This window comes from Nocardiopsis sp. CC223A, from assembly GCF_030766825.1.
Taxonomy (GTDB): Bacteria; Actinomycetota; Actinomycetes; order Streptosporangiales; family Streptosporangiaceae; genus Nocardiopsis.
Genome location: NZ_JASFDV010000173.1, coordinates 1 through 1,396 on the forward strand (window position 1 = coordinate 1; position 1,396 = coordinate 1,396).

The 1,396-nt window shown below is 67.6% G+C and carries 1 protein-coding gene; it reads left to right on the forward strand.

Annotation, left to right across the window (positions count from 1 at the left end; all coding sequences use genetic code 11):
* Nucleotides 1-244 precede the first annotated feature (244 nt).
* Complete coding sequence (locus QJS33_RS31205; RefSeq protein WP_306371662.1) at nt 245-1,339, forward strand: IS110 family transposase; 1,095 nt, start codon at nt 245-247, stop codon at nt 1,337-1,339.
* Nucleotides 1,340-1,396: the final 57 nt, after the last annotated feature.

The following is a 1,396-nucleotide window of genomic DNA, read 5'->3' on the forward strand; positions in this document are numbered from 1 at the left end:
AAGTCCGCGTCGGCTTTCTTCGCGTCAGTACCACAATGAGGACTACCCCGACGGGGCTGGCTCGTTTTTTCGCTGCCCCGCACTGCGATGGCTTCTCCGCGATGTGCCGCCCCGCCGGGCCCTGCTTCGGGGTTCGCGGGCGTGGCCTGATAGGAGCCTGCCTGCTCGACCTGCCCGACTGAGGCGTGCCCGCCCGCGAGCCCTGCAGCGACCCCCTGGGCAAACGTGAGGCTGGAGGCTGACGATGACGGTGGTCGGGATCGACGCGCATAAGGATTGGCACACGCTCGTCGCGGTCGACGAAGTCGGTAGGAGAATGGCTGAGCTGACCGTCCAAGCCCGAACCACAGGGCACCAGAAGATCCTCGCCTGGCTCGCCCAGTTCCCCAACGTCCAGGTCGCGGTCGAGGACTGTCGGCACCTGACGCGCCGACTCGAAGCGGACCTGTTGGACGCCGGGCACAAGGTGGTGCGGGTCCACACCCGCTTGATGGCCGGTATGCGGCGAGGCGGCCGTCAGCCGGGAAAGTCCGACCCGATCGATGCCGAGGCCGTGGCCCGGGTCGCCCTGCGCGAGGACGGCCTTCCCACCGCCGAGCTTCCCGGCCCGATGCGGGAGGTGAAGCTGCTGTCCGATCACCGCCGCTCCCTGGTCGCCCGCCGCACCGCGCTGCAGGCCAAGGTCCGCTGGTTCCTCCACGAGATCGACCCCGATCTGCATGTCCCCTCCCGAGGCCTGCGCCGCTACCACCTCCTCGAAGAGCTGCTCGAGTTCCTCGACCAGCACCAGGGCGTGATCGTCGAGATCGCCCGCGACCTGCTGCAGGACATCGCCTCGCTCACCCGGCGGATCAACGACATCGAACGGCGTCTGGACAAGCTCCTCAGGGCGTCTCACCCTGCCTTGCTGGAGGTGCCTGGGCTGGGTGTGCTCGGGGCCGCGGCGATCATCGGTGAGACCGCCGGCGTTCGCCGGTTCACGAACAAGGACGCCTTCGCACGGTTCAACGGCACCGCTCCGATCCCGGTCTGGTCGGGCAACAAAGTGCGCGTGCGGCTCTCGCGCGGAGGTAACCGTAGGATCAACACCGCCCTGCACATGGCCGCCCTCACCCAGGTCCGTCTGGGCAGGGAAGGCGCTGTCTACTACGACAAGCTCATAGCCCGAGGAAAGACGAAGACCGAGGCCATGCGACTGCTGCGACGGCGTCTGTCTGACCGGGTGTTCTCCGCGATGCGCGCTGACGAACACCGTGGCACCGATGCTGTGGCAACCAGGCCAGAACCCGGGACCGACGTCGCAGAACCGACGGTTATCGAGCTTCGACCGGCTGCCTGATGGGGCCGAGTTGACATAGGAGCATCGCGGAGCTCGACCGCCCACACACCAGGTAGT